The organism is Piscibacillus salipiscarius JCM 13188 (assembly GCF_001311865.1).
In the GTDB taxonomy this organism is placed as follows: domain Bacteria; phylum Bacillota; class Bacilli; order Bacillales; family Alkalibacillaceae; genus Piscibacillus; species Piscibacillus salipiscarius.
On the sequence record NZ_BBCD01000002.1, the window covers coordinates 155,815 to 180,670 of the forward strand.

The 24,856-nt window shown below is 40.1% G+C and carries 18 protein-coding genes and 9 pseudogenes; 2 read left to right on the plus strand and 25 right to left on the minus strand.

Features of this window, described 5'->3' with window-relative positions; genetic code table 11:
- Positions 1-15: 15 nt before the first annotated feature.
- From JCM13188_RS02385 to panD, 16 genes and pseudogenes are all read right to left on the minus strand, one after another.
- Positions 16-303, minus strand: a pseudogene (locus tag JCM13188_RS02385) (NAD(P)-dependent oxidoreductase); the annotation flags it as partial.
- A 75-nt stretch (positions 304-378) separates the two neighbouring features.
- Positions 379-501, minus strand: a complete 123-nt coding sequence (locus tag JCM13188_RS17580) for a hypothetical protein (protein ID WP_279401265.1) — start codon at positions 499-501, stop codon at positions 379-381.
- A gap of 1 nt (position 502) precedes the next feature.
- On the minus strand, positions 503-991 hold the full coding sequence (locus JCM13188_RS02390; RefSeq protein WP_054751872.1) for an NAD(P)-dependent oxidoreductase: 489 nt from the start codon (positions 989-991) through the stop codon (positions 503-505).
- 284 nt (positions 992-1,275) lie between these two features.
- Positions 1,276-2,477, minus strand: a pseudogene (locus tag JCM13188_RS02395) (thiolase family protein).
- A pseudogene (locus tag JCM13188_RS02400) lies at positions 2,477-3,627 on the minus strand (acyl-CoA dehydrogenase family protein). Before JCM13188_RS02400 ends, JCM13188_RS02395 begins: the two co-directional pseudogenes overlap by 1 nt.
- A 14-nt stretch (positions 3,628-3,641) precedes the next feature.
- On the minus strand, positions 3,642-4,421 hold the full coding sequence (locus JCM13188_RS02405; protein WP_054751874.1) for an enoyl-CoA hydratase/isomerase family protein: 780 nt from the start codon (positions 4,419-4,421) through the stop codon (positions 3,642-3,644).
- A 12-nt stretch (positions 4,422-4,433) separates the two neighbouring features.
- Positions 4,434-5,279: a 3-hydroxyacyl-CoA dehydrogenase gene (locus JCM13188_RS02410; RefSeq protein ID WP_054751876.1), complete on the minus strand. Its 846-nt coding sequence runs from the start codon at positions 5,277-5,279 to the stop codon at positions 4,434-4,436.
- 15 nt (positions 5,280-5,294) lie between these two features.
- The gene (locus JCM13188_RS17585) at positions 5,295-5,999 is read right to left on the minus strand and encodes a TRAP transporter large permease subunit (protein ID WP_279401266.1); all 705 of its coding nucleotides are present in this window, start codon (positions 5,997-5,999) and stop codon (positions 5,295-5,297) included.
- Positions 5,989-7,263 carry a TRAP transporter permease gene (locus JCM13188_RS17590; protein ID WP_279401267.1) on the minus strand — a complete coding sequence of 425 codons (1,275 nt, stop codon included), beginning with the start codon at positions 7,261-7,263 and terminating at the stop codon, positions 5,989-5,991. Before JCM13188_RS17590 ends, JCM13188_RS17585 begins: the two co-directional genes overlap by 11 nt.
- A gap of 31 nt (positions 7,264-7,294) precedes the next feature.
- On the minus strand, positions 7,295-7,939 hold the full coding sequence (locus tag JCM13188_RS17595) for a TAXI family TRAP transporter solute-binding subunit (RefSeq protein WP_279401280.1): 645 nt from the start codon (positions 7,937-7,939) through the stop codon (positions 7,295-7,297).
- A 7-nt stretch (positions 7,940-7,946) separates the two neighbouring features.
- Complete coding sequence (locus JCM13188_RS17600; RefSeq protein ID WP_279401268.1) at positions 7,947-8,342, minus strand: TAXI family TRAP transporter solute-binding subunit; 396 nt, start codon at positions 8,340-8,342, stop codon at positions 7,947-7,949.
- Between the two features lie 15 nt (positions 8,343-8,357).
- A pseudogene (locus JCM13188_RS02425) lies at positions 8,358-9,010 on the minus strand (3-oxoacid CoA-transferase subunit B).
- Positions 8,997-9,679 (minus strand): annotated as a pseudogene (locus JCM13188_RS02430) (CoA transferase subunit A). The pseudogenes JCM13188_RS02425 and JCM13188_RS02430 overlap by 14 nt, the downstream one beginning before the upstream one ends.
- A 264-nt stretch (positions 9,680-9,943) precedes the next feature.
- Positions 9,944-10,681, minus strand: a complete 738-nt coding sequence (gene nfsA, locus JCM13188_RS02435) for an oxygen-insensitive NADPH nitroreductase (RefSeq protein WP_054751879.1) — start codon at positions 10,679-10,681, stop codon at positions 9,944-9,946.
- Between the two features lie 160 nt (positions 10,682-10,841).
- Positions 10,842-11,825 carry a M20/M25/M40 family metallo-hydrolase gene (locus JCM13188_RS02440; protein ID WP_054751881.1) on the minus strand — a complete coding sequence of 328 codons (984 nt, stop codon included), beginning with the start codon at positions 11,823-11,825 and terminating at the stop codon, positions 10,842-10,844.
- Positions 11,826-12,018: 193 nt separating this feature from the next.
- The gene (gene panD, locus JCM13188_RS02445; protein WP_054751882.1) at positions 12,019-12,414 is read right to left on the minus strand and encodes an aspartate 1-decarboxylase; all 396 of its coding nucleotides are present in this window, start codon (positions 12,412-12,414) and stop codon (positions 12,019-12,021) included.
- 140 nt (positions 12,415-12,554) lie between these two features.
- Here panD and JCM13188_RS17605 point away from each other — a divergent pair, with 140 nt between their 5' ends.
- Positions 12,555-12,728: a Spo0E family sporulation regulatory protein-aspartic acid phosphatase gene (locus JCM13188_RS17605; protein ID WP_279401269.1), complete on the plus strand. Its 174-nt coding sequence runs from the start codon at positions 12,555-12,557 to the stop codon at positions 12,726-12,728.
- A 150-nt stretch (positions 12,729-12,878) separates the two neighbouring features.
- Here the strand turns inward: JCM13188_RS17605 and uxuA are convergent.
- From uxuA to uxaC, 5 genes and pseudogenes are all read right to left on the minus strand, one after another.
- A pseudogene (gene uxuA / locus JCM13188_RS02450) lies at positions 12,879-13,908 on the minus strand (mannonate dehydratase).
- A 5-nt stretch (positions 13,909-13,913) separates the two neighbouring features.
- Entirely contained in the window at positions 13,914-14,528 is a 615-nt protein-coding gene (locus tag JCM13188_RS02455) for a bifunctional 2-keto-4-hydroxyglutarate aldolase/2-keto-3-deoxy-6-phosphogluconate aldolase (RefSeq protein WP_054751885.1), read from the minus strand.
- Positions 14,529-14,547: 19 nt separating this feature from the next.
- Positions 14,548-16,353 carry a beta-glucuronidase gene (gene uidA, locus JCM13188_RS02460; RefSeq protein WP_054751888.1) on the minus strand — a complete coding sequence of 602 codons (1,806 nt, stop codon included), beginning with the start codon at positions 16,351-16,353 and terminating at the stop codon, positions 14,548-14,550.
- A 27-nt stretch (positions 16,354-16,380) separates the two neighbouring features.
- Positions 16,381-17,221 (minus strand): annotated as a pseudogene (locus JCM13188_RS02465) (SDR family oxidoreductase).
- Positions 17,222-17,238: 17 nt separating this feature from the next.
- Positions 17,239-18,602, minus strand: a pseudogene (gene uxaC, locus JCM13188_RS02470) (glucuronate isomerase).
- Positions 18,603-18,800: 198 nt separating this feature from the next.
- On the opposite strand from uxaC, the gene JCM13188_RS02475 reads away from it, so the two are divergent.
- Positions 18,801-19,988 carry an ROK family transcriptional regulator gene (locus tag JCM13188_RS02475; protein WP_054751890.1) on the plus strand — a complete coding sequence of 396 codons (1,188 nt, stop codon included), beginning with the start codon at positions 18,801-18,803 and terminating at the stop codon, positions 19,986-19,988.
- Between the two features lie 17 nt (positions 19,989-20,005).
- Here JCM13188_RS02475 and JCM13188_RS02480 read toward each other — a convergent pair whose 3' ends face one another.
- From JCM13188_RS02480 to JCM13188_RS02495, 4 genes and pseudogenes are all read right to left on the minus strand, one after another.
- On the minus strand, positions 20,006-21,481 hold the full coding sequence (locus JCM13188_RS02480) for an MFS transporter (protein ID WP_054751892.1): 1,476 nt from the start codon (positions 21,479-21,481) through the stop codon (positions 20,006-20,008).
- A gap of 480 nt (positions 21,482-21,961) precedes the next feature.
- Complete coding sequence (locus JCM13188_RS02485) at positions 21,962-23,029, minus strand: NAD(P)H-dependent flavin oxidoreductase (protein WP_054751894.1); 1,068 nt, start codon at positions 23,027-23,029, stop codon at positions 21,962-21,964.
- Between the two features lie 153 nt (positions 23,030-23,182).
- Positions 23,183-23,992, minus strand: a pseudogene (locus JCM13188_RS02490) (carbohydrate ABC transporter permease).
- Positions 23,993-24,004: 12 nt separating this feature from the next.
- Complete coding sequence (locus tag JCM13188_RS02495) at positions 24,005-24,748, minus strand: carbohydrate ABC transporter permease (protein WP_279401270.1); 744 nt, start codon at positions 24,746-24,748, stop codon at positions 24,005-24,007.
- Positions 24,749-24,856: the final 108 nt, after the last annotated feature.

A 24,856-nucleotide genomic window follows, 5' to 3' on the forward strand; every position in this document is an offset into this window, starting at 1 on the left:
AATTATTCACCTTCTCTAATTAACGATTGTTTCAACTTTTTCTCCGAGTATAGCTTTAATAAGATTTCTAGCAATGGTTTCTGTCGTCTCCCTTGCTGCTTCTTCACTAATGCCACCAATGTGAGGTGTCATCACAATATTGTCTAATCCAAAATAAGGGTGATCATATGGGGGTGGCTCAGGGTCATAGACATCCACCGCTGCTCCCATTAATTTTCGTTCTTTGAGTACAGTTGCCAGATCCTCTTGGTTGACCACTCCGCCTCTTGCTGTATTGATAAAAATAGCATTTGGTTTCATAAGATCAAAATGTTTTTATTAATCAATTGTTTAGTATGTGGACTCAGCGGAATATGAACACTTGTGACATCTGCATGTTTAAAAAACATCCTCAATATGAGTTGTGAACTGATAACCTAACTCTTCTTGGATTTTATGGCGTTCTTCCGTGATTTGACGCACATAAACTAGAACATCCATATCAAAAGAAGTTTTCATCATACTAGCGACTTTTTTGCGCGATAGAACCGAACCCGACTAGCCCGAGCGTTTTTCCCTTTAACTCGTATGTAAATTTACCATCACGATAACCAAAATTCCCTTTTTTCATCTCCTCATGAAATGGGACGATATTTTTCATAACTGAGAAAATTAGACCAATCGTATGCTCAGCAGTTGCCTGGCTGTTAATTTTAGGAGCATGTAAAACCTTAATTCCTTTTTGCGTAGCATACTCGACATCAATATTATCCAGTCCGATTCCTGCACCCGAGACCGCCTTTAAATCTTTGGCTGCATCAATCATGGCAGACGTAACCCGAGCAGGTGCACGTAAAATAATACCATCAACACGATGACTCTTGAGATACTCAATGATCTCATCTTCACGAAACTCCTCGAACTTCTTCACATGAGCAAGCTCATTTAAAACTTCTTCACCTTTTGGATAATACATCGGCAAAATTTGTATGACGTGAGGTCGATTAGACATCCGTGTCCCTCCTAAATTTCTTTTAAATAAGAATAACTTGCAGATTAAAGAACGGTTTCCTTCGAAATACGGTCAAATCTCAACTCGATACGAACACTTCATTCAAATATGTGAACAAATTCCGCCCGGATACGAACACTTCACGCAGAAATGCAAACAAATCTCGCCCTAATACGGACAGATTCCACAAAAATGCGAACACTTCCACGTTATATACGGACAATTCACCTCAGACGATAAACAGTTATAAGAAAGCCAGTAATCTCACATTACTGGCTCACTGACTAATCTAAATACTCTACAATCGTTGAAATGCCTTGGCCTCCCCCAATACAAAGGGTTACTAAGCCGTACTTCTCGCCGCGTCGTTCCATTTCGTGTAAGAGCTTCGTCATTAAAATAGCACCTGTTGCGCCGATCGGGTGGCCTAATGCAATGGCGCCCCCGTTGACGTTGACTTTTTCGGGATCCATTTTACTTTCGCGAATGACTGACAATGCTTGTGCAGCAAAGGCTTCATTCAGTTCAATTAACCCAATGTCGTCAATCTTAAGGCCGCACTGCTTAAGAGCTTTTTCAGTCGAGTAAACAGGCCCGATCCCCATAATATCTGGCCCAACACCACTTACAGCTTGAGCGATGATTTTGGCCTTAGGCTTTAGCCCGTATTCTTTCACCTTATCTCCGCTCATCATGACGACAGCTGCTGCGCCGTCATTTCGCCCTGAAGCGTTCCCAGGTGTCACTGATCCACCTTCTTTAAACACAGCTGGTAGTGTGCTCAACTTTTCAACGGACGTCAGCCTAGGGTGTTCATCGATTTTAAATTCCACAGTTTGTTTGCGCTCTTTCACTTCGTAAGGGACAATCTCTTTTTCAAAGCGTCCAGATTTAATCGCCTCATCGGCTAAAACTTGACTGCGATGAGCAAATTCATCTTGCTCTTGACGGGAAATCCCGTACTTCTCTGCTAGATTTTCAGCCGTATAACCCATTGTTAAATCACCATACTTTTCGCGAGGCTGAGAGCAAGGCTGACTTTCTGTATTCGGGTCTAGTAAAAGTCCATTGCCAGCTCGGTATCCATAGCGAGCGTTACGGATGTAATATGGTGCTGTACTCATACTCTCAGCACCACCAGCTACGACAACGTCTGACAATCCTAACTTAATCTGCATATCCGCATTATTAATCGCCTGAAGCCCAGATCCGCACTGGCGATGAACTGTATAACCTGTCACCTCTTCAGGTAAACCGGCACGTAGAGCTGCTACTCTACCTAAGTTCGAGGTATCTGCACTTTGTTTTGCCTGACCTAAAATGACCTCGTCAACTTTAAGCTCCGGATTCGTACGCTTCAATGCTTCACGAATGACTTTTTCAGCTAAAAATCAACCTCAACCGTTTTGAGCGCACCGCCCATGCGGCCAACCGCTGTTCGAACCGAATCAACAATATACGTTTCTTGCACATCAAGCACCTCCATTATTTACGTGTTTCGCGTATGAGCTCACCAGCAATAATATTTCGTTGAATCTCTGATGTTCCTTCGTAAATTTTAGTAATACGAGCATCCCTGAAATAACGCTCGATAGGATAATCTTTCATATAACCGATTCCACCATGAATTTGCACGGCGAGATCAGCCACTTTGTTGTAAACTTCAGAACCGTATAGTTTCGCAATAGCCGCTTCTTTAACCACACGCTTACCTTGATCCGTCATCCAAGCAACTCGGTACGTTAATGAACGTAATGATTCAATCATCATCGTCATCTCAGATAGCATATGCTGGACGGCTTGAATTTCAATAATTGGCTTGCCAAATTGGGTACGTTCATTAGCATATTCTAAACAATGTTCTAGTAATTTCTCGCAAGAACCTAGGTTTCTAGCAGCAAGGCCCGCACGACCATTTGCTAGAATTTTAAGCGCGTTAACGTAACCTCTGTTCACTTCGCCTAATACATTCTCTTCTGGCACTTCCATGTCTTCGAAAAATAGTTCAGCTGAATGTGAACCGCGGAGTCCCATTTTCTCTTCAACAGCGCCTAACTGAAATCCTGGGAAATCTTTTTCCACAATAAAAGATGTGATGCCTTTAGCACCTTTTTCAGGATCGGTGACTGCCATGACCGTAAATACCTGGCCATCGACCGCGTTTGTAATGTAGTGTTTCGACCCATTAATAATGTACTTATCACCTTTTTTAACCGCCGTGGTTTTGAGGTTTGCCGCATTTGAACCGGCACTAGGTTCCGTTAACGCAAAGGCACCAATGTATTCCCCAGTTGCCATTTTGGGTAAATACTTTTTCTTCTGCTCCTCAGTACCAAGTTCCACAATGCCAACCGATCCGATTCCGGTATGGGCCCCAATTACGTCGTATACCCATTATGCGTTTTGCCAAGTTCTTCATAAATCGCACATTTGCCGACCATGTCTAAGCCTAATCCGCCGTATTCTTCAGGAATACTTAAGCTAAACAGTCCCATCTCTTTTGATGCTTCTACAATCTCTTCAGGGATTTCATTATCTTCTTCAATTTTCATCGCTAATGGTTCGACTTCATCTCTAACAAATTTACGCACATTTGATCTAAGAAACTCGATATCTTCTGATAAATTAAAATCCAATGCTGACAGCTCCTTTATCGGTTATTAAAATTCGGCTTTCGTTTCTCTATAAAAGCGCTCGTTCCTTCATGCTTATCTTCTGTTCCAAATGCCACAGCCTGTGATAGTTTCTCAATCCACATCGCCGCATCACCTGATAGATCGTAACCATGATGCACGGCCTGTTTAGCAAGCTGAATCGCAACAGGTCCTTTCTTTAAAATCGGATCTATTACTTCATTAATTTTTTCATTAAGATTATCGCTAGCAATGCTATACTGCACAAGCCCAATCCGATGAGCCTCTTCACCGCTAACAAATTTTCCTGTCAAAATCATATCTAGCGCGTGACCTTTTCCAACAATTCGTGAAAGACGCTGCGTCCCGCCTGCACCAGGGATTATTCCTAAGTTAAGCTCAGGCAGTCCGAACTTAGCCCGTTCCGTTGCGATTCTGATATCACAAGCTAATGCAAGCTCGCAGCCACCTCCTAGGGCATAGCCTTCAACGACTGCAACTGTTGCTTTAGTAGACTTTTCGATTTGACTATACAAGCCCTGCATCCCTGGCACTAAAGCTTCCAAAGGCTCACGATCTCTTAGCTGCTTAATATCGGCGCCCGCAGCGAATGATTTGCCCCCAGCTCCTTTAAAGACAATGACTTTAACTTCAGGGTCAGCCTCAGCTTCTTGAACTGCCAGACCGATTTCCCTAAGCATCGTTTGATCTAGTGCATTCCGGACGTCCGGACGATTTAGCGTTAGCCAGAAGATTCCTTGGTCACGTTTCACCTCAATATTCTGAAAAGTAGACAACTAGATTCCTCCTTACGAATAGTCATAGAATCCGCTACCAGATTTACGGCCATAACGTCCTGCTTTCACGTATTTAGTTAATAATGGTGATGGACGATATTTTTCACCTAATGTTGCATGCAAGTACTCCATGTTACGAAGCCTTGTATCAAGTCCTACTAAATCTGCGAGTTCTAGCGGCCCCATCGGATGATTGAGTCCTAGTTTCATAGCTTTATCAATATCCTCAGCACTTGCGACTCCTTCCATCAACATGTTCATCGCTTCGTTTCCGATTAAACAGTTCATGCGTGATGTTACAAATCCAGGAAACTCATTCACTTCAACCATTTCTTTGTTTAACTTTTCCGTAATGTCACGAACAAAGTTGACTGTTTCAGTTGATGTTTCAAGACCTTTGATTACTTCAATCAGCTTCATTTTGTGAACTGGATTGAAGAAGTGCATCGCCACGACTTGATCAGGGCGAGACGTCTGAGCCGCAATTTCAGTCGGGCTCATCGTTGATGTGTTTGTGGCTAGAATCGCTTCTTTCTTACAAACCTCATCTAGCTGCTGGAACACTTTAATTTTTATATCCATTTTTTCTAAAACGGCTTCAATCACTAAGTCAGCATCTTTTGCTGCTTCAGTTAAATCAGTCGTATAACTTAAATGCTGAGCTGCGGTTTCATGCTGCTCTTTTGTAATAAAACCTCTCTCAGCACTGCCTGACAGCAGTTTCTCAATATCACTTTTAGCATTCGTTAAAGCATCTTCACTAATATCGTTTAAAAACACTTTAAAACCTGAAATGGCACTAGCATAGGCGATTCCTTTTCCCATCACACCAGCACCGACAACTGTAATTTGCTGCATAAACCATTTCCTCCCTTATGAAGCTTCCTGTCTAACGAGTAAATCTTGCCTAAACTTTTTTTGGAAAATATAAACTAGAACTAATACCACAACACCAATTGCATCTGTAAATAAATCTGGAATCACCATACAGACAGAACCCGCAAATAAAACTAATCGTTCATACCAGAATGAATGTCTTAACATCCAACCTTCTGCCGCAATGGCAATACCAATAATTCCGATAATCGCAGTCACAACTGATAATAATGTTTCTAATGGTCCGCCAATTAATAAAAGATTCTCACCATAAACAAACATGAATGGAACAATATAAGCTGCTAGACCTAATCTCATGGCTGTTAAACCCGTTTTCATCGGTTCAGATCCAGAAATACCTGCCGCAGCAAAAGCTGCTAAAGCAACTGGTGGAGTAATCGCTGATAACGTTGCAAAGTAGAAAACAAATAAGTGTGCCGCCATTGGGCTAACACCCATCTCTATTAATGCAGGAATCGTTAACGGAACCTGCACAATATAAGCTGCAACCGTTGGCAGTCCCATTCCTAGAATAATGCTCGTAATCATCGTAAAGATTAAAGCTAGTAATAATACGCCGCCTGAAATGTCGATAATAATACTACTAAACTTAAGGCCGATCCCTGTTAAACCAATTACACCGATGATTAAACCAGCCGCCGCACAAGCAATAGCCGTTTCAAGTGCAGCTTTAGCTCCCAAGTCTAAAGCGTTTTATAATTTTCTTAAGACCAATACGATGTACCGCACTGATGGCTGCAATCACAATAGTCGCAACAATCGCATATAAACCTGCTTTCATAGGTGAAGATCCTATTGCTAGTAAATAAATAATTAAGACTAGAGGGATGAAAAATAGAAAACCTTTCTTAAATACTTCCCAAAACTTAGGTAGTTGATCTTTTTTCAGTCCTTCCAATCCGTTTCTTCGTGCTCGTAAATCAACTTGAATAAATAAACTGATGTAGTAAAGTAACGCAGGTACAATAGCTGCAATCGCAACATCCATGTAAGGTATGCCGAGGTAAGCTGCGATAATGAATGCTGAAGCGCCCATAATGGGTGGTACAATTTGACCACCTGTCGAAGCAACTGATTCAATAGCTGCCGCGAAATGCTTTTTGTATCCCGTTTTTCTCATAAGAGGAATCGTAAAAGCACCAGTTGTGACCGTATTCGCTACAGCACTTCCTGAAATCGTACCAAGAATAGAACTAGCTAAAATAGCTGTTTTAGCTGGGCCTCCTCGATACTTACCCATACCTGCTACAGATAAATTGATAAAGAATTGACCAGCTCCTGATACTTCTAAGAATTTACCAAATAAGATAAATAAGAAAATAAAGGTAGCTGATACACCTAAAGGCGTACTAAAAACACCTGTTGTCGTATAAAACAAATGATCAATAAACCACATAAGTGGAAATTCTCTGTGTCCGAGTGCACCTGGAACAAGATGGCCCCAAAGTCCATACACTAAAAAGGCTACTATGATAATGACTAGCGCATTTCCAACAACCCTTCTTGTAGCTTCAATCAGTAGAAGCCCTCCAACAATACCTAACGCTATCTCAAAGGTGGTAAGCTTCTCTATGTAACTCATTCTTGAGGCAATTTCTTGTGAATTGACCACGAAATAGGAATAACAAGCTATTGACAGGACCATAAGAATCCAGTCATACCAAGGGATAGGCGCATTTTTCGATAACTTTTTTGAAGGTTTATAAATCGCAAAAACTAACACTAACGCAAAACCTAGGTGCATTGACCTCTGCATAATTGAATCAAAGATCCCGAACAAGGCAGTGTACAAGTGAAAAAGGGACATAAGAATCGCAACAAAGGATATAACCTTTGCTGCAACTCCAACTAGTTCCCTATGCTTTGGTCTGACCACTGACTCTGCTTCAACCGCTTCTCTGTCATTGAAGTTTAGTTGTTCTAAACTATTCTGTTTATCTGACATGACATAACCTCCTCATAAAGGCTGCCTTACTCTAATGCACCAATTCTTTGTAATAACGTTCAGCACCTGGGTGCATGTTTCCAACATTATTCTCTACAGAAAATTCAGCATTAAAGTCTGACATGACGCTAGAAATATTTGCCCAAGCATCTTTGTTCTCTACAACCATTTTCGTGATTTCATAAGCAACATCTTCATTAATTAAATCGTTATTGGCAAGTAGCACCGTGTAACCCGCAACAGTATTCGTATCCTCTTTAATATTTTCGTATGTGCCACCTTCGATTGTGTAAGGTAAGTAACCTTCATTAGCCGCATGTAGTTGCTCAACTGTTTCATCTTTTAATGGAATCAAACGAATGCCTAATGTTGTATCAAGTTCCTGATAAGTTGATACTGGAGCAGCTAACATTCCAGTAATCGCATCAATATGTCCGTCTCTTAATAACTGTGCAGCATCAGCTGTTCCAATGTACTCAATGCCTTCTAGGTCATCATACGACATATCGTTTAGTTCTAAAATTTCCTTAAAAGCAAGTTCACCACTATAACCTTTAATTCCAGGACTAACGATTTTACCTTTTAAGTCTTCTACAGTATGAATATCTGAGTCAGCTCTAACTGCGATATGGAAGACGTTTGGATAAAGTGTCGCTAGAGTACTAACATTATCAATTGGTTCTTCAAAAGCGTTTTTTACCTTCTAATGCTTCCGGAACTGTTTGACCATTACTAAATCCAATATGAAACGTTCCTTCTCCTAAACCTAGTAAGTTTGAAACAGATCCACCTTCAACGACTGTTGTTGACGAACCAGGAAATAACTCATTCATCGTATCTGACATTGCACCTGCTAACGTATACCAAAATCCACCTACAGTCGCAGCTCCAAATGTAAATTCAGTAGGAGCCTCAACGTCCGCTGCTTCAACGTTTGTATCTACTTCTACGCTCTCTTCATCACCTTCAGACCCACTAGAACCACCTGATGACTCTTCACTAGGATCTGTTTCTGAACAACCAACCAATACAGCGAACATTAATAGAATAGCTGCTAATAATAAGCTTATTTTTTTCATTTTTTTCTCCCCTTTTTATATATTCATAGATTCTTGATTGACTGTGAAGTTCGCCTCTGTGATGTCTCTTAACTCGTCAATTGATATATCTGATAATATTTCAATCAATTCACATTGATTGTTTGAAAACTTAAATACCGCATGCTCGGTCACTAACATATCTACTTTTCTAGCCCCACTACTTGGAAAGGTTAAATTTTTAACAAATTTAGGGCTGCCATCCTTCGCCAAATGGCTTGATGCAATGATGATCTTCTTAGCACCGGCTACTAAATCCATTGCCCCACCGACACCTAAAATAGTTTTACCTGGTATGGCCCAGTTCGCGATTTCACCAGTTTCATCAATTTGCAGAGCACCAAGAACGGCCATGTCAATATGACCACCTCGAATCATGACAAATGAGTCTGCACTATCAAATAACGAAGCACCTACATCCATTGTAATCGGTTTCTTACTTGCGCTAATTAAATCCATGTTCATCTCATCTTCAGGTGGCGTCGGCCCCATTCCTAGTAGACCATTCTCTGAATGCAAATAAACTTTTTATCGCCTAAATAATCAGGAATGAGCGTTGGAATTCCGACACCAAGATTGACAACATCACCATCGTTCAGCTCTTGAGCTACTCTCTTTGCCACCTTAACTCTTAAATCACTGTTCAACATAGACACCACCTTTCTTGATGTATTTATTAAGTACTACGTAGTCAATGAATAGATGTGGTGTAACAACATCCTCAGGAGGAATCTCACCTGTTTCAACGATCTCATCAACTTCCGCAATGACAATATCACTAGCTGTTGCCATGCCGACATTGAAGTTTCTTGCCGTGTGATCATAAATGACGTTGCCTAATGTATCCGCTTTCAAACCTTTAATAATAGAAACATTTCCTTTAATTGCACGTTCAAGTATGTACGTTTCTCCGTCAAATACTTTTTCTTCCTTACCCTCAGCTAGTTTAGTACCTGCTGCTGTTTTCGTGTAAAAGCCGGCAATTCCAGCGCCACCGCATCGTACGGCTTCTGCCAAAGTTCCTTGCGGAATCAACTCAATTTCAAGTTCGCCTTCAGACCAAGCGCGTACAGCCTCACGATTTGTTGTAAAATAAGAACCTTTTGCCTTTTTCAAGCAACCTGCATCTAAGAGCTTTCCAAGTCCTCTTCCCACTTCACCTAAATTATTACTGACAACAGTAAGGTTTTGCTTACCAGACTTTGCAATGGCATCAATAAAGTTAATGGTGTTCCAGACATTCCGAATCCACCAACTAACAACGTATCTCCATTTTTGATAAGGTCCATTGCCTCATCAATCTCTATTAATTTTTTCATTAGAAAAACTCCCCCTTCCTTTTATTTGTATTCCGTTATACGGAATTAATGTTCCATTTTTATAACTTGGGTTAATTGTAAAAGACTATTTTTTAAAAATCAATACTTTTTAGAAAATTTAATAAATATTACTTTATGTAATATAGTTCTAACTTATTTTCGACTTACTCTCTCTATTATTGATGGTGCTTCTAACTACGTTCTTAACTCTTACCCTGTTAAACTTTTCAAATAAAAAAACGGCCCATGTAGGACCGTTTTACCTTAACTCAAATCAAATTGTTGCGACTCAACAAACTCTCTCATATGCTTACGACGCGGCTGCCCCATCATCTTAGCCATTGTTTCAGACCATGTGATCTGGCGCTTGTTTGCTGACCGTGATTGATAATAATGACTCATCGTTTCGTCATAGTTCTTAATGATTTCCTCATACTTAGACTCATCATACTCATTTTTATGCAAAATTGCCTCAACTGGAAGGCGTGGTTTCACCTCATGCTCTTCATCAGGAACACCAACTGTCATACCGAATACTGGGTAAACCTTATCTGGAAGATTAACGAGCTCACTGATTTGCTTCGGATTATTTCTCACACCACCGATGTAACAAATACCATATCCCATTGACTCTGCTGCCACAACAAAGTTTTGAGCAAAAAGGGATGTATCGGTCGTTCCAACAATAAAGTTTTCTAAACCTTCAGTTGTCAGTTCAACCCCTTGCTTTTGGCATGCATACTCCAGACGCTTTAAATCTGCACAGAACAATAAAACAACTGGAGCAGAATTAATTTGTTTCGGGTTATTACTGAGGTCTGCTAAGGCTTCAATTTTATCCGCATCCGTCACACGAACAATTGAATATGCCTGAACAAAATTAGAGCTTGCCGAATGCTGAGCTGCTTCAATCATTTCATGTAAATGTTCGCTTGGCACCTGATCCTCCTTATATAGACGAATCGATGTATGTTTCTTTAATAACTGTGTAACCTCGTTCATCACCATCAACCTTTCTTTATATGTCTATCTATTAAAATTACTAATTTTTATAGAATTAAACAAATAATATGTTTATAAAATAGGAGGCAGGGTATAGTAAGAGCAAGTTATAATCTCCCCATTAAAAAGGTGGATTCCAAAATTGGAATCCACCTCTTTTTTATAGTTCAGGCTCTTCATAATAATAATCTACTGGTACTGGAGCTACTTCAGATTTTTCTAATGCTGGGGTATCTTTACGAGTAATTTGGTTAATGGCTGCTCCAACGATGTTTGCAACATCTTTCAGTTTATCTTTACTAATATATTCTATAACATCATCTTCAGTATGATACCACGGTTCAAGTGGTGTATGAATAAATAATGCAGCTGGAATACCTAAGTTATGAAACGGCACATGGTCACTACGTCCAAGTTCACTATAAGGAACTAATTCGCTAACTCGTGAGCCCGCTGCAGCACCAAGGTCCGTTACCATGTTCTTCTCACCATTTGCAGTGAACATCACTAAGTCGCCAGCATCAGCACTTCCAACCATATCAAGTTGGAACATAGCGACAGTACTTTCCACCTCTTCTTCAGTCATCGCCTCTGCATATTTACGAGAACCCCATAAGCCATATTCTTCTGCACCAAATGCGACAAATTTAATTGTCGTGTCAGTCGGTGTATTTGCATAAACACGAGCTAACTCTAGTAATGCTGCTGTACCAGATGCATCATCATTAGCTCCTGGCCCGTGCGGCACTGAATCATGGTGAGCACCTACAACAACAGTCTGACCTGTATCATGATTTTTCATCGGTTCTTTAACCGCTTCAACATTATAAGATGTAATCTCTTCTCCGCTGAAGCTATTAAACGTAAATTCATGCACTTGAACATTTTCATAACCATAAGACTCAAATTGTTCTTTTAAGTATTCGACCGTTTGTAGCTCACCTTCAGTCCCAGCTCCTCTTGGGCCAATCTCTTCAGAAAGGTACGAAACGTGGTCATAGATATTATCGACTTTGACTCGTTTCACTACTTTGTTGTCAAAAGCTTGATCCGACTCACCACCGTTTCCACCTGCTAAAGTTCCGTAAAAAGGAACCGTTGCTAAAAACATTGCTACCATTACTAGACTAAAAATCTTCTTCATTCATACCACTCCTCCTTTTAGGTTTGTTGACAAAATTCTACGTTATTTTTCAATTACCTTTTAATTCGGCAAAAATGGTAAGAACGTAATAGAGGAATGGGATGTATGACCCAAAGTAATAAAAACTAGCCATGTGGCTTAAGGCTTATTATGATCAATTAAAAAATGGCCCATTAGCTGGGCCATTTTTTGATCACTCCACTTCTACCTCTTCAGGCCAGTGAAGATCATGTTTTTCAACACTCGTAATTTGATTTTCTTTGTCGACAAATACAACACTAGGCTGTAATTTTTTAATCTCCTCTTCATCATACAGACCCATGCTCAGAATAATTACTAGGTCACCAGGTGAGAATAAATGAGCTGGTGGTCCGTTAAGGCAGATTTTACCCGAGCCTTCTGGAGCTGGAATAGCGTATGTTTTCCATAGCGTGGCATTGCGAACACTAGTAATCTGCACCATTTCATATGGTTTGATATTGGCTTCTTTCATTAATTTATAATCAATCGTAATACTTCCAACATAATCTAAATCCGCTTCCGTTACAGTCGCGCGATGGATTTTACCTTTACACATCTTACGTTGCATTCATTTCCCCTCCTGTTTTGAGTTAATTTCAGTATATTCAATTGAAAGTCTTGTTTCAAGAATAATAGATTTGGTAGTTTTAAAATGAATATGACCGGGTAAGGTATGTTCAACCCTTTATTTTACTAAATCTTGAGGTGATGAACATCAGACAGAAAGAGCAACTTTATCAAAATATTAAACAATTACGTGAGAGCATGATAGATTCCGGCTTGACTAAAGGACTTCACGATCCCGAAACAGTCCGTCTAAGTCAAGAATTGGACAGGCTATTGAATCAATATGAGAACACTCGCTGTAAGAAAAGTTATTAATGATAGCTGAGAGTTATCTAATTGAGGTTGAGCGTCTCCCTATTGATGTTCGTGCGCTCCTAATATCAATTCACCCTCTCCCTAACGACGTTAATCTCATCCAAAACAAAATAGAAGCTTTTGCGCGTGCGCAAAAGCCTCAAATAAACATTATTTTATACTATCCAAAACGCCTGCAATGTACATGGCGCCGAGTGCACGGTCATAAAGTCCATAGCCTGGACGGCCTTCCTCACCGAAAATCATTCGGCCATGATCAGGCCTAGCTGGACCATTAAACCCAGTTTCCTTAAGCTTTTTAATTATGCCGACCATATCAAGTGAACCATCTTTATTCATATGAGAGACTTCTTGAAACGATTGTTCTCCGTAACGTTTAACATTACGTAAGTGTACGAAGTTGATTCTGCCTTGAGCCGTATCAATAATTTCAAATAAATCATTAGATGGGTCAGCACCAAAAGATCCTGTGCAAAACGTTAAGCCATTATTTGGACTATCTACTGCATCTAGTAGATACTTGATATTTTCTTTATTTTTAACGACTCGTGGTAACCCGAAAATGTTCCACGGCGGATCATCAGGGTGAATCGCCATCAGCACGTCTTCCTCTTCTGCGACTGGAATAATTTGTTCCAAAAAGTAAACCAAGTTGTCTAGTAACTGATCTTCCGTTATTTGCTTGTACTCCTCCATGATGCGCTTAAGTTCGTCCGTTTGATACGACAAATCCCAACCAGGTAAAGTAAGCTCTCCGCTTAAAGGATCTAATTCTTTTAACTCTTCCTCATCATAGTTTAACGAATTAGAGCCATCTTCTAGTGGCTTAGCTAAATCTGTTCTTGTCCAGTCAAAAACAGGCATAAAGTTATAACAAACTGTCTTAACACCAGCTTTTGCGAGATTTCGAATTGTTGTCTTGTAGTTTTCAATATAATGATCGCGTGTGTCTTTTCCTAGTTTAATATCTTCGTGAACTGGCACGCTTTCAATCACTGATAGATTTAGTCCGTGCGACTCGACATCTTGTTTTAACTCTTTAATTCGCTCTCGTGACCAAACTTCCCCCGACAGGAATATCATAGATTGCCGTGACAATCCCAGTCACACTCGGAATTTGACGAATATATGCTAATGGAACTTGGTCGTCTTGTCCATACCATCTAAATGTAATCTCCACTCACTTTACCCCCTTACCTGTTCAACAAAAGCCTTGGCCTTCGCTTCAATCTCATCTAAATTGCCTTGAGTTAAAGAACCACCGACCCCGACTGCAACAGCCCCATTTTCAAACCACTCATTGACGTTTTCTAAGTTCACACCACCTGTTGGCATAATCGAAACATCGGGCAATGGTCCTTTAAATTGTTTGATCGCACTTGGCCCGAACTGGGCTCCTGGAAATAGCTTGATAACCTGAGCTCCGTACTGCAAAGCCGTCATCATTTCGGAAACCGTCATACATCCTGGTAAATAAGGTACTTGATGCAGATTACATAAAAGCGCGATTTCCTTTTTAAAACCAGGGCTAACGACAAACTGTGCTCCGGCTTGAATAGCGAGTTTAGCTGTTATGTCATCTAAAACGGTCCCAGCACCAACGACTACATTTGGATGCTCTTCTCGAACTTGCTCAATAGCACGCTGGGCACCAGGTGTTGTATACGTTAACTCAACAGCCTTAAAACCGCCTTTTATAACAGCATCAGAATATTGGACAGCTTCTTGACTGTCTTCAGCCCGAATAACGGCGATTAACTTTTGCTCAACCACTTTATTAAGCGTCTTTAACTGCTTCATCACATCAACTCCTAACGACTTACTCACCTTTTTTATAGCCGAAGCTCGGGATGTTGTGCCAACGTTTACGCATATAGTGCGCCGCTGATTTAGGCTTACGCTCACGAGTGAAGACACCTTTCTTATTACCTTGTACGCGAATTACGCCTTGACTCGTTTCAAAATCTGCAAAGTTCCAAATATGCTCACCGACAAAGTTTTCATGCTGATCAAACACTTTCTGGTTCGCCTCTAAAAACTTCACTTGATACTCTTCTGTGAACATGATGTCATCCATGTCATGGAATCCTGCAACCGTGTCAGCGCCATATTCGGTCATGATAACAGGTTTACCAGGGCAAACCTCTGCCCACTCTCTTAACTCTTGCGCAAGTTTCGCTTTTGCAACTTCTAAGTTACCACTTTCAACGTACCAGCCGTAGTAACGGTTTAAACTTAGAACATCGAGTTCATGCTCAATTTTAGCTTTATCAGGTGTTGCCATTAAAATCGTCACTAATGTCACAGGGCGATTTTGTGGATCCACTTCACGAGTTAAATCGATCAGCGGTTTAAAATACTCATAAGCGCCGTCTTCATAGGATTCAGGCTCATTAGCCACACTCCACATCAGAACAGCTGGGTGGTTTTTATCACGAGCGACTAAATCTCTAATGACTTGAGCATGATGTTCATACGTGCCAAGCTCTTTCCAAGTATCGCGTTTTTCGCTTGAGCCTAATAAACTTGCAGAGAAGTTTAAATGAAGTCCTACTGCTGGCGTTTCATCAATGACGACTAATCCTTCACGGTCAGCCAAACGCATAATTTCTTCTGAATACGGATAGTGAGCTGTACGGAACGAGTTAGCGCCAATCCATTTCATCAGGTTAAAATCCATCACGTTAATCGGTTCATTAAAACCACGCCCGCTAATAAAGGAATCTTCATGCTTACCAAAGCCTTTAAAATAGAACGGCTTGCCGTTAATTAAAAATTGATTATGCGTAACTTCAACTGTTCGAACCCCAAATGGTTCGTAATACTGATCAACGACTTCATCCCCGTCAACAAGTTCAACCTTTAATTGGTAAAGATACGCATCTAACGGTTCCCAAAGATTAGCATTTTCAATCGTCACCTGACCGTTTGAACCAGATGCTGTCGCTACTTCTTCGTTGTTCTCATCTAAAACTGTGACGTTAACTTGATGATTTGAACCCACGACCTCAACTTCATAATCAACAACACCATTTGAACCATCTAGATCTGTTACTACGGTCACATCGTTAATATAAGTTTTAGGTGTGGTATAAATTTTAACTGGGCGATGAATACCAGCATAATTAAAAAAGTCAAAGTTAGGTGAGTTTTCTACGACTTTTCCAATACCTTCGACTTCTCGTTCAGTATAAAGTCCGACAGGTAATGTTGTTTCATCCAAAATGTTGTTCACGGCTACAGTCACACGGTTCACACCTGGCTGAACAACGTCATTAATTTCTTTTTCAAATGGCAGGAAACCGCCTTTATTCTCGCAAACAAGCATTCCATTTACATAAACTTTAGCTTCATGCGTCACGGAACCAAAGCGAAGAACCAATCGTTCACTAAACGCATACTTTGGTACTTGAAATTCACGTTCATACCAAACCCACCCGATATGATTACGAATCTCTTTAATGACACTCACATCATTATAAGATGACGGAACAGCCATAGAAGATGGATTTTCTAAAGGCTTTTGGCTTACGCTTTCTTGAAGCTCAATTCCGTCTAATTTAAAATTCCAGATTCCATTTAAGTCAAAAACACCACGAGTATCTGTCGTAATTGGATATAACATATAAATACCTCCGTTTTTTATTTAAATTTATACACCTGAATAAGCTGAAAAGCCTCCATCAACCGGAACGATAATGCCGTTGACAAAGCCTGATGCTTGTTGATTCACGAGCCACATCAAGGTGCCAACTAACTCTTCTGGCTCACCAAAACGATCTTCTGGAGTCTGAGATAAAATTTTCTCAGCACGTTCAGATAACGAACCATCTTCTTTATAAAGTAAGTTTCGGTTTTGGTCGGTTAAGAAAAAGCCAGGCGCAATTGCATTAACGCGAACGCCTACTTTTGAAAAATAGACTGCAAGCCACTGCGTAAAGTTACTCACAGCCGCTTTAGCTCCGCTGTAAGCCGGAATACGGGTTAATGGAGTAAAGGCGTTCATCGAAGATACGTTAATAATCGTCGCACCTTCTGCGTTCACCATATCTTGTCCAAATACTTGAGTCGGTAAGAACGAACCTAAAAAGTTCATATCAAATAAATCACCAACAGCGTTTTGGTCTAAATCAAAAAACGACTGCTCACCATCGTCTTCAGTAAAATAATCATGTGACGTGGTCGCTTTTGGATCGTTACCTCCAGCGCCGTTGATTAAAATATCGCAAGTGCCGAACTGCTCCCTTTAGGTCCTCACGCACACGTTTTAGATCATCTTTGTTTAAAACATCAACACTGTAGCCAATGGCCTCGTGTCCTTTACTTTTAATACTCTCGACTACACGGTCAATCTTTGATTGCGTACGTGCTAGAACCGCTACCTTTGCGCCTGCTTCAGCTAATGCTTCACTTAGAACAGAACCTAACACGCCGCTCCCGCCAGTCACAACAGCAACTTTACCTGATAAATCTGTATTAAATGGTATCGTCATTTAATCACCTCCGAAGATTATAAACTAAAATACTCTTTTGCATTGTAATAACAAATGTTCTGTATATATTGCTTTAATAACTGACGATCATTTGGAACCAGTCCTTGTTCGACCCAGCTACCAAATAACCGGCAAAGAATGCGTCTGAAATACTCATGTCTTGAAAAGGATAGAAAGCTTCTCGAATCAGTCAGCATACCGACGAAATTACTGATTAAGCCAATATTAGCAAGCGTCTTCATCTGGTTCTCCATCCCATCGATCGTATCGTTAAACCACCAAGCTGTGCCAAATTGAATTTTTCCGCGGATTCCATCGCCTTGGAAGTTACCTGCCATCGACGCTAAGATCGGATAATCATTCGGATTCAAGCTATATAATACCGTTTTAGGTAGCTTTTGTTTTCGCTCAAGAGAGTCCATCAGGCTTCCAAGTGGTTTAGCAAGCTTCGTGTCATTAATCGAATCAAATCCCGAATCAGGACCTAATTGTTCAAACATTCGCGAATTGTTATTACGCTTTGGCCCCATGTGAAGCTGCATAATCCAGCCTTTTTCATGATACATCTTGCCTAACTGAATGAGCGTGTATGTTTTATACTGCTCTACTTCATGGTCTGAAAGTTTCTCATTGTTTAAACGCTTTTTAAAAATATTCTCGACTTCTTGTTCAGTTGCCTCTGCAAAAACATTTCGTTAATACCGTGATCAGAGCTTCGGCAGCCTAATTCATCAAAAATCAACTCGCTCTTGTAGGGCTTTTATAAAACTGCGAGTAATCATTAATAGAATACCCAACGGCGTCTTCTAACTTTTGAGCCAATCCATAAAACCATCTTGCTGAATATTAAGGCCTGTATCTGGTCTAAACGACGGTGACACCTGCAGGCCTTCAATTCCTTGTAACGCTTGATGTGAAGACAGCGAATCAACTGGATCATCCGTTGTCCCTACAAATTCAACACGATCTTTTTTTAATAACTGGCGAACCGACCATTTAGGAGATTGAAGCTTCGCATTCGCTTCCTCCCAAATATCCTTCGCTGTTTCTTCACTTAATAACTGATCAATATCGAAATAACGTTTTACTCTAAATGAGTCCAGTGATATAAAGGATTACCGAGTGTCTGGGGAACGGTCTTCGCCCACGCTAAGAACTTCTCGTAATCCGAAGCATCACCTGTAATATAATACTCATCAATTCCATTAGCTCTCATCGCTCTCCACTTATAATGGTCACCAGAAAGCCAAATTTCCGTTAAATTCTGATAATTTTTGTCATTTAAAATGTCATCTGGAACCAGATGATTGTGATAATCAATAATCGGAAGGTTTTTTGCGTATTCATGATAGAGCTCATAAGCTGTCTCATTGTTTAGCAAAAATCATCTTGAATAAACGTATTCATACAAATCCTCGCTTTTTTGTATAATTTGTTTGTTTACTAAACAAACTATTAATTTTATAATATATGTAAGCGGTTTTAATTTCAACCCTCTTTGCTCTGAAAATTTTATTTTCATAGAATTGTCTTTTATGTCTGCTAAGATTAAATTAGAATATTTAAAGTTGGTGAAGTCATGAGTACAGGAGACGCACAATATATAAAGAACTTAAACAGACGTATTCTAATCGAACATGTCATTAAAGAACAAACACTCTCAAGAAGTGATTTAGCAAGAGTGACAGGTTTAAATAAAGCAACGGTTTCGGCCCAAATATCAAAATTAATCGATGACGGGATCATTAGAGAAACCAAAGTCGGACATATTGATTCGCCAGGGCGCAAGCCAATTTTAATAGAAATGAATGGACAAGCTGGCTACAGTATCGGTATTGATATTGACGCCAATGAGTTTCGCTTTGTCTTCATAGATTTAAAAGGAAAACCTATAGAGCGAAAAGTTGTACCAATTGACCAAGGTGACGTAGATGAAATAATCTCTATTATCCAATACCACTTAAAACCACTGATTGAAACTTATAACGAGTCTCATAAGCCGATTGGATTAACTGGTATTGCAGTTGGTATACACGGAATCATCAATAGTTATGACCAAATCGTTTTTACACCTAATCAAAAATGGCAATATTCAAACTTTAAATCCAAATTTGAAGAGGTCTTCAATGTTCCGGTTGTTATTGACAACAACGCGAATTTAAGTGCTTACGGTGAGCAAGTCTATTACGAAAACATCCAAGATCTATTCTGTATCACGCTTTATTCAGGTATAGGACTCGGAATCATTAACAACTCTAAAATCTATCGAGGTTATGATGGATTTGCAGGTGAAATTGGCCATATGGTGGTCAACCCTGATGGGGAATTATGTTCCTGTGGAAATAAAGGATGCTGGGAATTATACGCCTCAGAACGGGCGCTTAGAAACCGGTTTAATGCTAAATTTGGCTCTATGCCGCAAAACCCAGCTGAGATTTTTGAGAAACCAAAGTATGAATCTGAATTAGATTCGTATATTCAATATTTAGCAATCGGTTTAAACAATATAATCAATATATTTAACCCACAGCGAATTGTATTAAACGGAGCTATGATTAATCAAAATCCAGAAGTCATTCAATCTATTGAGAGACATCTTAAATCAAAGATCAATAGTTATGAAACAATTCACCTTTCCCATTTAGGTGAGTTTGCCTGTGCACTTGGCGGGGCAGCATTGGTTCTCAAAAACTATTTAAACATTAACACATTAGATTTTGTGGAGTACGAATATTTTAATAGTCATGAAAAGAGCGCTTGGACCTAATCCAAGCGCTCTCTTAGTTAATTAGCTTGATTAACTTCTTCGGACTTTTTTTCTTTAACATCAGCAATTTCTTGCTGTATTTCTTTCATTGTTTCCCCATCTAACTTATAGAAATGCATGGCTAAGATGGAGATTAACCAACCAAGGACTGGAATACCGAAAGCAACAAATAACGTTGCATATAATAAAGGATTAGTTAGGGATTCTCCAATTTGCGGAAATTCTTCTGTATAGCCAATCATGGCAACGACATAACCAACAAGAGCTGGAGCTAAGGACGATACTAGCTTGTCTACAAATGAGAACATCGCTGAAATCATACCCGGTACGTAGCGTCCTGTTTTATACGTCTCATAATCAGACGTATCCGCAATCATCGGAATAACAATCGATGGTGTTAAGGTACCGACACCGCGTCCAATACTGTAAAGAACCATAAAGGCAATTGTTAACCAGCCGAACGATTCAAAGTTCGCATCTGTCGGATTATCTACGAGTAACATAATGACCGCTAATGCCGTGAAGGAAACAACTCCTAACCAAGAAGCTCTTACCAAGGCTTTTTTCATACCTACTTTTCTAGCATACACAACACCAAAATAAGTAATAAACAAGCTTGGCGCAATAATGATTAAGGAGTACGTACCACTTAGTTCAAAGTTACCTAAAGCAATTGCGAACAGCATGACCATCACGGGCTGCTGCATCATCACCGTAACCGCAAGTTTATCAGTTGATGCAGATAAGACTAGCATCTGAAGGGGTCTGTTCCCTTTTAGAACTGGCCAGTAATCTCTAAATCTCACATTTGCAGAAAGATCCGCAAGGCCATAAAACTCTTTTCGATCTTTAGGCTTGATTCCAATAATAGCTAACATAGTAAAAATAGCTGCTAAAATAATAATCTCAATATATAATTCTTGGAACAATCCGCTAGTAAACCCGCCATACTTTTGTGTTAAATAAGATGAAACAAACACTTGTCCTAGAGAGAACAATGTAATGTTATAAACCGAATCAAAAATCGAGAATAGCGGACGCTGCTTCGGATGGTTCGTTAAGACCGTTTGAGCAGCCCTTGTCACATTGGTTTGCAATGTGTAACCAATGATATAAATAGCGTGAATCACTATAAATGCAGCTAATGCCAGATTTTCAGGTAAAAGGTGAATATTAAACATTAGAATAAATGAAATGATTAAAATAATATTTCCTGTCACCATGATTGGTATAAATTTACCGAATCGTGTCTCCGTTTTATCAAGAACAAATCCAATAATCGGATCTGTCACGGCATCAAACGCACGCATCGCTGCTAAGATCGTACTGACGATCACAACCGCAAGACCAGCTACCCCTGTTGCATAGTAAGATACAAAGGCTAATGCAAACATATAAAGGTTTGTCGCCGTATTGTTTAATGCAAAGAAACCAATCTGCCATACTTTAGCCTTATGATAATTGCCTTCATTTCCAACAATTGAAGCTCCCATTGTACACTCCCCTTTTAGTCGTCCATTAAAGAAACCGTTTACATTTTAACAACAAATTAGTTAAATTTTTCAGAAAAATATTGGTAAAAATAAAATTCACACGCGCATGTGTAATTTGTTTGTTTACTAAACAAACTTATATTGTCATATTATATGTAAGCGTTTTAGATGTCAATAATGTTTTAAAAAATCTGAATTTAGGTTGGGATATTCCGATTTTAACAGTAGCTTGAACGTGAACTTATGAGTTTTGGTCGCCGTTTGGGCTTTCTATTTTGGTTTGGCTCATTCCTTTTTACATTTGTGTGCTCCCTATTTCGGTTGAGCTCTTCCCTATTTACATTCAGGCAATCCCTATTTATGTTCGCGCGTCCCCTTTTTGGTTGAGCTAGTCTCTATTGATGTTCAAGGCTTCCCTATCGACATTGCTCCATTTCCAAAAATAAAAAGAAGCTTTTGCGCTCACGCAAAAGCCTCTACTTATACAATAATCTCCTTCGCTTCAAGAATCACATCATCTAACACATCACGCACCGATTCTTCTTTCTCTACTGATCTCACACCTTGCCCTGCATATAACGACAAATATTCAGCGTCGCCACGTTCCTTAGCAGAAGTTCGAACAGGTTTTGTAGCCATGTTTTGAAATGGATATGGAAAACGAGTCTTTTTATCAAACGATCGAACAAGCTCATTCTCAATTGCTCGAGCTGGCCTGCCAGAAATATTTTTCGTAATAACGGTACTCGTCTCATCACCAGCAAATAGAGCTTCTTTATAAGCATTCGGAATTCCTGATTCGCTTGTCGTTAAAAAGCGCGTCCCCATCTGAACGCCTGAAGCACCTAACACCATTGCCGCAACAAGTCCTTTCCCGTCCATAATACCACCTGCAGCAACCACCGGAACATCGACTGCCCCTGTGACTTGAGGTACTAACGAGAACGTTCCGATATTAGCGCCTCCTGGATACTTCTCAACATTAAACGTTCCACGGTGCCCGCCAGCTTCACTACCTTGCGCAACGATCACATCAACTCCCGCAGCTTCTGCCTGAACCGCTTCATCAACATTTGTCACCATTGTCATGAGCACAGCACCAGCACTTTTAGCACGCTCTGCTATTTCTTCAGGCAAGATACCAAAAGCTGTACTAATAACAGGCACCTTTTCCTCTAGCAAAACATCGACCTGCTCTGCTACACGGTTTTGCCAACTGAAATCAACCTGATCGACAGGGTTTAACTCAACTTGAGTGCGCACAGCATTTAAAGCCTCAACTTCACTCGACTGAAAAGACTGTTCACGATCACCTCTAAGCGAAAATACATTTACCGCAAACGGCTGATTAGTCTTCTTTTTAATCTCACGAATAGCCTCGCGAATCGATTCGGGTTCCATGTAGGCTGCTCCAAGTGTTCCAAGAGCCCCAAACTCAGATACTTCCGCAACTAACTCAGGCGTCGTTGAACCACCAGCCATTCCAGCCTGAATGATTGGGAATTTAATACCAAGCAACTCACACAATTCATTTTGCAATTTAATCATGCTAAAAACCCTCCCGGCGACTTACTTCTTAATGATCATTTTACATGATTAATCCTTCTGGCCATAAAAAGAAGCTTTTGGGTAAGCCCAAAAGCAACTATATTTTGCTTCCCATTTCGATTCAAACGCCCCTTAACCTAATTCTACCTTATCTTACTTAATCCCAGAATGCATAAAGCTCGATACAAATTGTTTTTGAAAAATGAAAAAGGCAATCAACAACGGAAAGATCACCATCACTGTACCAGCTGTCACCATCCCCCACTGCGCCCCTGTCTCATACGATTGGGCAAACAAAGCAATCCCGACGGTAAGTGGACGATTTTCTACAGAGTCCGTAATGATTAGCGGCCACATGAAATTACTCCAGTGGTGACTAACGGACACCAGCGCAAACGCAATATAAGTCGGTTTCGCGGCTGGGATATAAACATGACGCAGCGTCTGATACCATTTACACCCGTCCATTTTTGAGGCCTCATCTAATTCATAAGGTACTTGTTTAAATGTTTGTCTAAGTAAAAATACCCCAAACGCTGACGCCCAGTAAGGAAGCATGACCGCGAGCTTCGAATCTACTAGCCCAAGCTGTCCCATCACCTGATAATTTGGAAAGAGTAAGATTTCAGGCTGAATCATGAGTTGCACTAAAAATAAAATAAACAAACGTTGCGACCTTTAAACTTTAACCTTGCAAAGGCATACGCTGCGAGTGTGATTGTGATCAATTGCATAGCTAAAATGCCAAACACAATCACAAAGGTATTATAGTAATAACGCAAAATGGAGCGGCATTCCAAGCGTCCTTGTAATTCTGAAGAGTCGGTTCGTTCACAAAAAATGGATTAGAACCATTAATGATTTCATTAGCCGGAGAGAAGGACGTCATAAAACCCAAACGAGAGGCGTTGCAAACACTACTCCAAGTATGACAATGACTGAGTAGTTTATAAATCGACTCATCTTCTCTCCTCCTTAATAATGAATTTTCCTATCTAAATATAGATAATTAAATGCTGTAATACTTAACATGACAACAATCAAAATGACCGTCAGCACAGCTGCCTTACCTAAGTCCCAGTTCGTAAACGCCACTTCGTAAATATGATAAAGCAGAAGGTTACTCGCATTATCCGGCCCGCCCTTTGTCATAATGTATAGATGGTCGACATTCTTAAACGAATTCGTAATCGCAACAATCATGACAAATAGCGTTGTCGGCATTAATAACGGAAACGTCACATGTCTAAACATCTGCCATGGTGAAGCCCCTTCCATAACGGCCGCTTCATACACATCACGTGGCAAGTTTTGCAGGCCAGCTAAGTAAAATATCATGAAAAATCCAGCGTCTTTCCAAATAATCATGATGATCATCGCGACCATGACAAAACCAGGATCCCCTAGCCAATTCGGGCCACTTGTCCCAAACATTTGTAGAAATTTATCTAATAGACCATACTGCGGGGTATAAATAAATAGCCAAATGTTCGCAACCGCAATAAGCGGAATGACGGTCGGATAAAAGAAAGACGTCCTAAGTAGCGCACTGCCTTTCATCCTCTTGTTTAGCCAAATCGCCAAATACATTGCCAAAAAGATACTCGTCGGAACCGTCCCGATCATAAACAGCAAATTATTTACCATCACTTTTGCGAAAATTTCATCCGTAAAAACTTCTTTGTACTGATCAAGACCAGAAAACTCAAGCCTCGTCATCGGCCCGCTATAAAAACTGAGCTGAAGCGACTTTAATGTTGGGTAAAAGGTAAATAGCGTTAGAAATATAAATGACGGTAGTAATAGCGTATACGCAAAGATATTTTC

Coding starts and splice junctions, on each gene's coding strand:
- JCM13188_RS17580 (WP_279401265.1), bottom strand. CDS start 501: ATGATGAAAACTTCTTTTGATATGGATGTTCTAGTTTATGTGCGTCAA.
- JCM13188_RS02390 (WP_054751872.1), bottom strand. CDS start 991: ATGTCTAATCGACCTCACGTCATACAAATTTTGCCGATGTATTATCCA.
- JCM13188_RS02410 (WP_054751876.1), bottom strand. CDS start 5,279: ATGCAGCAAATTACAGTTGTCGGTGCTGGTGTGATGGGAAAAGGAATC.
- JCM13188_RS17590 (WP_279401267.1), bottom strand. CDS start 7,263: ATGTCAGATAAACAGAATAGTTTAGAACAACTAAACTTCAATGACAGA.
- JCM13188_RS17600 (WP_279401268.1), bottom strand. CDS start 8,342: ATGAAAAAAATAAGCTTATTATTAGCAGCTATTCTATTAATGTTCGCT.
- nfsA (WP_054751879.1), bottom strand. CDS start 10,681: ATGAACGAGGTTACACAGTTATTAAAGAAACATACATCGATTCGTCTA.
- JCM13188_RS02440 (WP_054751881.1), bottom strand. CDS start 11,825: ATGAAGAAGATTTTTAGTCTAGTAATGGTAGCAATGTTTTTAGCAACG.
- panD (WP_054751882.1), bottom strand. CDS start 12,414: ATGCAACGTAAGATGTGTAAAGGTAAAATCCATCGCGCGACTGTAACG.
- JCM13188_RS17605 (WP_279401269.1), top strand. CDS start 12,555: ATGAACATCAGACAGAAAGAGCAACTTTATCAAAATATTAAACAATTA.
- JCM13188_RS02455 (WP_054751885.1), bottom strand. CDS start 14,528: ATGAAGCAGTTAAAGACGCTTAATAAAGTGGTTGAGCAAAAGTTAATC.
- uidA (WP_054751888.1), bottom strand. CDS start 16,353: ATGTTATATCCAATTACGACAGATACTCGTGGTGTTTTTGACTTAAAT.
- JCM13188_RS02475 (WP_054751890.1), top strand. CDS start 18,801: ATGAGTACAGGAGACGCACAATATATAAAGAACTTAAACAGACGTATT.
- JCM13188_RS02480 (WP_054751892.1), bottom strand. CDS start 21,481: ATGGGAGCTTCAATTGTTGGAAATGAAGGCAATTATCATAAGGCTAAA.
- JCM13188_RS02485 (WP_054751894.1), bottom strand. CDS start 23,029: ATGATTAAATTGCAAAATGAATTGTGTGAGTTGCTTGGTATTAAATTC.
- JCM13188_RS02495 (WP_279401270.1), bottom strand. CDS start 24,748: ATGACGAGGCTTGAGTTTTCTGGTCTTGATCAGTACAAAGAAGTTTTT.